Annotated in this window: 8 protein-coding genes; 6 read left to right on the top strand and 2 right to left on the bottom strand. The window is 71.0% G+C overall.

What is annotated here, in order from left to right; translation table 11 throughout:
• On the bottom strand, positions 1-845 hold an 845-nt coding region (locus tag ACFC3F_RS07760; protein ID WP_376128221.1), incomplete at its 3' end, for a TolB family protein.
• A gap of 34 nt (positions 846-879) precedes the next feature.
• Positions 880-1,560 carry a transcriptional repressor LexA gene (gene lexA / locus ACFC3F_RS07755; RefSeq protein ID WP_376128220.1) on the bottom strand — a complete coding sequence of 227 codons (681 nt, stop codon included), beginning with the start codon at positions 1,558-1,560 and terminating at the stop codon, positions 880-882.
• 231 nt (positions 1,561-1,791) lie between these two features.
• On the opposite strand from lexA, the gene ACFC3F_RS07750 reads away from it, so the two are divergent.
• The 6 genes from ACFC3F_RS07750 to ACFC3F_RS07725 all read left to right on the top strand — a co-directional run bounded on the left by ACFC3F_RS07750 (position 1,792) and on the right by ACFC3F_RS07725 (position 6,101).
• The gene (locus ACFC3F_RS07750) at positions 1,792-2,148 is read left to right on the top strand and encodes a LysM peptidoglycan-binding domain-containing protein (RefSeq protein ID WP_376128218.1); all 357 of its coding nucleotides are present in this window, start codon (positions 1,792-1,794) and stop codon (positions 2,146-2,148) included.
• Between the two features lie 93 nt (positions 2,149-2,241).
• Positions 2,242-3,279, top strand: coding sequence for a histidinol-phosphate transaminase (locus ACFC3F_RS07745; RefSeq protein ID WP_376128229.1), 1,038 nt, complete (start codon positions 2,242-2,244; stop codon positions 3,277-3,279).
• Positions 3,276-3,890, top strand: a complete 615-nt coding sequence (gene hisB / locus ACFC3F_RS07740; protein ID WP_376128216.1) for an imidazoleglycerol-phosphate dehydratase HisB — start codon at positions 3,276-3,278, stop codon at positions 3,888-3,890. The genes ACFC3F_RS07745 and hisB overlap by 4 nt, the downstream gene beginning before the upstream one ends.
• Complete coding sequence (hisH, locus tag ACFC3F_RS07735) at positions 3,887-4,537, top strand: imidazole glycerol phosphate synthase subunit HisH (RefSeq protein WP_376128214.1); 651 nt, start codon at positions 3,887-3,889, stop codon at positions 4,535-4,537. The genes hisB and hisH overlap by 4 nt, the downstream gene beginning before the upstream one ends.
• A 51-nt stretch (positions 4,538-4,588) precedes the next feature.
• A complete protein-coding gene (priA, locus tag ACFC3F_RS07730) occupies positions 4,589-5,335 on the top strand; it encodes a bifunctional 1-(5-phosphoribosyl)-5-((5-phosphoribosylamino)methylideneamino)imidazole-4-carboxamide isomerase/phosphoribosylanthranilate isomerase PriA (protein ID WP_376128213.1) in 747 nt (248 codons plus the stop codon).
• Positions 5,319-6,101, top strand: coding sequence for an SseB family protein (locus tag ACFC3F_RS07725; RefSeq protein WP_376128212.1), 783 nt, complete (start codon positions 5,319-5,321; stop codon positions 6,099-6,101). Before priA ends, ACFC3F_RS07725 begins: the two co-directional genes overlap by 17 nt.
• Positions 6,102-6,104: the final 3 nt, after the last annotated feature.

The following is a 6,104-nucleotide window of genomic DNA, read 5'->3' as shown; positions in this document are numbered from 1 at the left end:
CGACCGCCGTCGACGGGGGCGAACCACCGGGTGCCGAGCACCCAGATACCGCCGCCGGTATCGGCGTCGACGGGGGCCACGGGGCTCGGCGCGGTGCCGAGCCGGCGACGGTACAGGTTCCAGCGCCCGGTCGGGTCATCGGCGTAGAGCAGTTCGTCGTCGCCCAGCCACACGGGCTGGAGGGGGGAGGCGCCTTCGTCGAAGACCGTCGCGGCGCCCCCGTCGAGCGCGCTGACGCGCAGCTGTGCGCGATCCCACGGCATGTCGGGATGGTTCCACGCGACCCACGCGAGGTGCGTCCCGTCGGGGCTGAGCGCCGGATGCGCGACGAAATCGGTGCCTCCCGCGAGCGACACGATCGCAGCGGCGTCGTCGCCCGCCGACCCGTCGAGAGGAATCTCGACGATGTCTCGCGCGGGGGTCGGGCCGGCCCCGTGCGCTTCGCGCACCGCCAGCAGCCGACCCGACTGCACGGTCAGGCCGCCGAAGCGCACGTCGACGTCACCCGGCGGCGTGAGCGCGAGGAGCTCACCCCCGGGACGGAGCAGCCGGACGCGCTGGTCGGTCTTCTCGACGAACACGAGCGCCCCGTCGTCGGTGGCCGTCCACGACCCGCCCCCGTACTCGTGCACGCTCGACCGCGCGCTCCAGGGTGCCGGGAGGAGGTCTTCCACTCCGCCGGATGCCGTGCGTCTGCGCACCGTCGTGCGGCCGGCCTCTTCGGGGACGCCCTCACCCCACCACACGTCGTCGCCGACGAGGCGGGCGCCTTCGATGCGGGGCGAAGCGGCGGACACGGCCGCAGCGGTCAGAGGGGAAGGCCAGGAGCCGTAAGGAGTCGTCACCCCTCCACGCTAAGCCGTGCCGCGGACAAGCGGCTCAGACGGCGCGCAGGACCGCGACGACCTTGCCGAGCACGACGGCGTCGTCGCCGAGGATCGGCTCGAACGCGGAGTTGCGGGGGAGGAGCCAGGTGTGACCGTCGCGCTGACGGAAGGTCTTCACGGTCGCCTCGCCGTCGAGCATCGCCGCCACGATCTCGCCGTTGTCGGCCGTCGCCTGCGAACGCACGACGACCCAGTCGCCGTCGCAGATCGCGGCATCGATCATCGAGTCGCCCGAGACGCGCAGCATGAACAGGTCGCCCTTGCCGACGAGCTGCCGGGGCAGGGGGAAGATCTCGTCGATGTGCTGATCAGCGGTGATCGGCACGCCCGCCGCGATGCGGCCGACGAGCGGTACGAGCGCGGCGTCGCCCACCGACGGCGCAGCATCGGCGGGGTTCTCGGCCGCACTGCCGGGCAGGTCGATGAGCACCTCCATCGCGCGGGTCTTCCCGGCATCGCGGCGCAGGTACCCGCTCAGCTCGAGCTGATTGAGCTGATGCGTCACGCTCGAGAGCGACTTGAGCCCGACGGCGTCGCCGATCTCGCGCATGCTCGGGGGGTAGCCGTGCCGCGCGATCGACCGCTGGATGACCTCGAGGATCGCCAGCTGCTTGTCGCTGAGACTCTTCCGTCGTCGCGTCTGCGGCTTCTCGCGCCCGCCTGCGTCGCTCATATCGACTCCTGTCTTCGAATGTCGGAGGCCCGTGGTGGGGTGGCCACATCGAAACCGTATCCGGTTCTGCGGGGTTCAGGGGGCACGAGTTCCGCGTGTCGCGTTCGAACATCGCACGATCCGGCTCGGGGTTGACACCGTCCAGCATCGAAGATAGCTTCGGAACAGGAGTTCGCATCCGGCTTTCCCGGCCGAAAGTCGGATGCGAACCTTCCCACCAGGAGGAACCGCATGACCGCCATCGCCATCCCCGCTCCCTCGTCCCGCACCCGTCTGCGCACCACGGCGCGCGGCCGCCGCGTGCTCGCGAGTGCGGCAGCGCTGCCTCTGGCCGGACTGCTGGCGCTCGCCGTGCTGAGCGGCGGCTCGGCTGTCGCGTCGCGCGACAGCGGTGGCGCGTCGGCGACGTTCGCGACCGTGACCGTGACGTACGGCGACACGCTCTGGTCGATCGCGCAGTCCGTTGCTCCGCAACACGATCCGCGCGACGTCGTCGATGCGATCGCACGACTGAACGCGCTGCCGGGCGGCGCGATCGAGCTCGGCCAGTCGCTCGCGATTCCCGCCGAGTACGCACCCGCCGGCTGACGCTCCGAGGCGCCACCGCGCGTGAAGCGGCCTACGATTGCCTGCGTGACCTCCCGCCTCGACGCACTGCCCATCCGAGACGATCTGCGGGGCATGACGCCCTACGGTGCACCGCAAGCGCCGCTTTCCGTCGCGCTGAACGTCAACGAGAACACGCACCCCGTGCCGCAAGAGGTCGCCGACGACATCCTCGACTCCGTCGCGATCGCGTTGCACGATGTGAACCGCTACCCCGATCGCGAGTTCGTCGGACTGCGCGAAGGGTTCGCGGAGTACCTCGGGCACGGGCTCACCGCCGACCAGATCTGGGCCGCCAACGGATCCAACGAAGTGCTCCAGCACGTGCTGCAGGCCTTCGGCGGGCCGGGGCGCACGGCCTTCGGCTTCGCTCCCACGTACTCGATGTACCCGCTGCTCGCGCGCGCGACCGGAGCATCGTGGACGGGCGGCACGCGCGAGCCGGACTTCACGATCACGGCCGACGACGCGGCATCCCAGGTCGCACGGGCCCAGGCCGACGTCGTGTTCCTGTGCGCACCGAACAACCCCACGGGCACTCCGCTGCCTCTCGACGTCGTCGAGGCCGTCTACAACGCCACGGCGGGCGTCGTCGTCGTCGACGAGGCCTATCAGGAGTTCGCCCCCCACGGGTCCGCCTCGGCCGTGACGCTCCTGCCCGGGCGCGAGCGACTCATCGTCTCGCGCACCATGAGCAAGGCGTTCGCCTTCGCCGGCGCGAGAGTGGGATACCTCGCCGCTGACGAGGCCGTCATCGATGCGCTGCGTCTCGTCCGGCTGCCGTATCACTTGAGCGCTCTCACCCAGGCGGCGGCGACGGCCGCGCTGCGCCACGCTCCCGTCATGCTCAGCATGGTCGACGAGATCATCGTTCAGCGCGATCGCATCTCGGCGACGGTCGAGGCGCTCGGGTACGCGCCGCACGAATCCTGGACGAACTTCGTGCTGTTCGGGGGAGTCGATGACCCCGCGGCCGTGTGGCGTGCACTGTACGAGCAGGGTGTCCTCATCCGCGACGTCGGGATCCCGCACCACCTGCGGGTGACGGCGGGCACCGAAGACGAGACGACGGCGTTCCTCGACGCGCTGGCCTCGATAGAATCGACCGCATGACCCGTCCTGACGACCACCGCGTCGCCTCCGCCCGACGCGCGACGAGCGAGTCCACCGTCGAGCTCGAGCTCGACCTCGACGGAACCGGGCGCAGTCACATCGACACGACGGTGCCGTTCTTCGACCACATGCTGACGGCGTTCGCGAAGCACTCCCTGACGGATCTGACGGTGCGCGCCTCGGGCGACACCCACATCGACGCCCACCACACCGTGGAGGACGTCTCGATCGTCCTCGGGCAGGCGATCGGTGAGGCGCTCGGCGACAAGGCGGGCATCTCGCGGTACGGCGACGCGCTCGTGCCGCTCGACGAGGCACTCGCGCAGGCGGTCGTCGACATCAGCGGGCGTCCTTTCCTCGTGCACACGGGCGAGCCCGCGGGCTTCGAGCTCCACCTCATCGGCGGTCACTTCACCGGCTCGCTGGTGCGCCACACGTTCGAGGCGATCTCGTTCCACGCGGGGCTCACGACGCACATCAGGCTCCTGGCCGGGCGCGACCCGCACCACATCGCCGAGGCCGAGTACAAAGCGTTCGCGCGCGCATTCCGCCAGGCCAAGGCCCGCGACCCGCTCGTCGAGGGCATCCCGAGCACGAAGGGTGCTCTGTGACCTCTCGCCCGCTCGTCGCGGTCCTCGACTACGGCTCGGGAAACGTCCATTCCGCCGTCAAAGCGCTGACGCTCGCGGGGGCCGACGCGCGACTCACCGCCGATCGCGGTCTCGCGCTCGACGCTGACGGGCTGCTCGTGCCCGGCGTCGGGGCGTTCGCCGCCGTCATGCAGGCACTGCGCGCCATCCGCGGCGAGGAGATCATCGACCGACGGCTGGCCGGCGGCCGGCCCGTGCTCGGGATCTGCGTCGGGATGCAGGTGCTGTTCGAGCGGGGCCTCGAACGCGGGACCGTCACCGAGGGTCTCGGGGAGTGGCCCGGTGCGGTCACCGAGCTCGATGCGCCCGTGCTGCCGCACATGGGGTGGAACACCGTCGATGCCGCGCCCGGCTCGCGGCTGTTCGCCGGGATCGAGCAGGAGCGCTTCTACTTCGTGCACTCCTTCGCCGCGCAGCAGTGGCAGCTCGAGCCGCAGGAGCCCTTCGCGGCGCCGACCCTGACGTGGGCGACGCACGGCGGGCGTTTCCTCGCCGCCGTCGAGAACGGCCCGCTCTCGGCGACGCAGTTCCATCCCGAGAAGTCGGGCTCCGCCGGCATCCGCCTGCTGTCGAATTGGGTCGACGGCCTCGGCGCGACTAGCCTCTGAAGTCGTGTCGTCCGCGCCGTCCGGCCGCGTGAGAGTCCCACACGAGGAGCCATGAACGATTTCGCGTCCACACCCGAACTGATCCTGCTTCCCGCCGTCGACGTGGCAGGCGGCAAGGCCGTCCGGCTCACCCAGGGTGAGGCCGGCACCGAGACGAGCTACGGCGACCCGATCGACGCGGCCCACGACTGGGCCGAGCAGGGCGCGCAGTGGATTCACCTGGTCGATCTCGATGCGGCCTTCGGGCGCGGCAGCAACGCCGCCGTGCTGCGCAAGGTCATCAAGCACGTCAAGGGCGTGCAGGTCGAGGTGTCCGGCGGTATCCGCGACGACCGCTCGCTCGAATCGGCGCTCGAATCCGGTGCATCCCGCGTCAACCTCGGCACGGCGGCGCTCGAGAACCCCGAATGGGCGGCGTCGGTCATCAGCCGCTACGGCGAGTTCGTGGCCGTCGGCCTCGACGTGCGCGGCACGACGCTCGCCGCGCGCGGCTGGACGCGCGAAGGCGGCGACCTGTGGGCCGTCCTCGAGCGTCTCGAAGAGGCCGGGTGCAGCCGCTACGTCGTGACCGACGTCACGAAGGACGGCATGCTGAACGGCCCGAACCTCGAGCTGCTGCGTGAGATGACCTCGCGCACGCCCAAACCGGTCATCGCCTCGGGCGGCGTCTCGAGCCTCGACGACATCGCGGCGCTGCGGGAGCTCGTCTCGCTCGGCGTCGAAGGCGCGATCGTCGGCAAGGCGCTCTACGCGGGAGCGTTCACGCTCGCCGAGGCGCTGGATGTCGCAGGACGCTGAGGGCTGCCACGACGCGCACCTGTCGGACTCCGCGGGGGTTCCGTGGGAGGGGCGCAGTTTCCAGGCCAATCCGCACACGCACGACGACGGGTCCGCCGACCCGCAGCTGCTCGCGGCGCTGCAGGCGTTCCGCGCCGGCGCCGGCGATCAGACGGCGATCGTCGAAGCGTACCGCCGAGCCCGCCTGCTGATCCCGCTCGTCGCCGAGAAGGGCGACGAGGGGATCGGACCGCACGGCCACGTCGTCGACAAGACGCAGGAGCTCTCGATCGTCACGGTCGCAGCTCCTGACGGACGACGTGTGCTGCCCGTGTTCACCTCGGTCGAGACGATGTCCCGATGGGATGCCGCGGCTCGGCCCGTGCCGGCCGACGGCGTGCGCACGGCGGTGGCCGCCGTCGACGATGACACCGACCTGATCGTGATCGACCCGACCTCGCCGACCGAGCTCGTGCTGCGCCGCCCCGCCGTGTGGGCGATCGCGCAGGGGCACGCGTGGGAGCCGAGCTTCTCGTCGCCCGAGGTCTTCGCGGGGCTGGCCGAGAGCATCGGGGGAGAGCTCGCGGTGCTCGACCTGTCCGTCGAGCCCGGCGATCCCACGGCCAGGCTGCGCGGCCCGGAGCTCGTCGTGAGACTGCACCTCATCGACGGGCTCGACGCGAGCGCCCTCGACGCCGTGCTGTCCCGGCTGGCATCCCGATGGGCAGCCGATGACCGGATCGCGGTGCTCGTGGACTCGCTGACGGTCAAGCTCGTCCGCGGCTGATCG

The organism is Microbacterium sp. NPDC055910, assembly GCF_042271185.1.
Taxonomy (GTDB): Bacteria; Actinomycetota; Actinomycetes; order Actinomycetales; family Microbacteriaceae; genus Microbacterium.
Note: the sequence above shows the minus strand (reverse complement) of the source record. Positions and strands in the feature narration are given on the sequence as shown.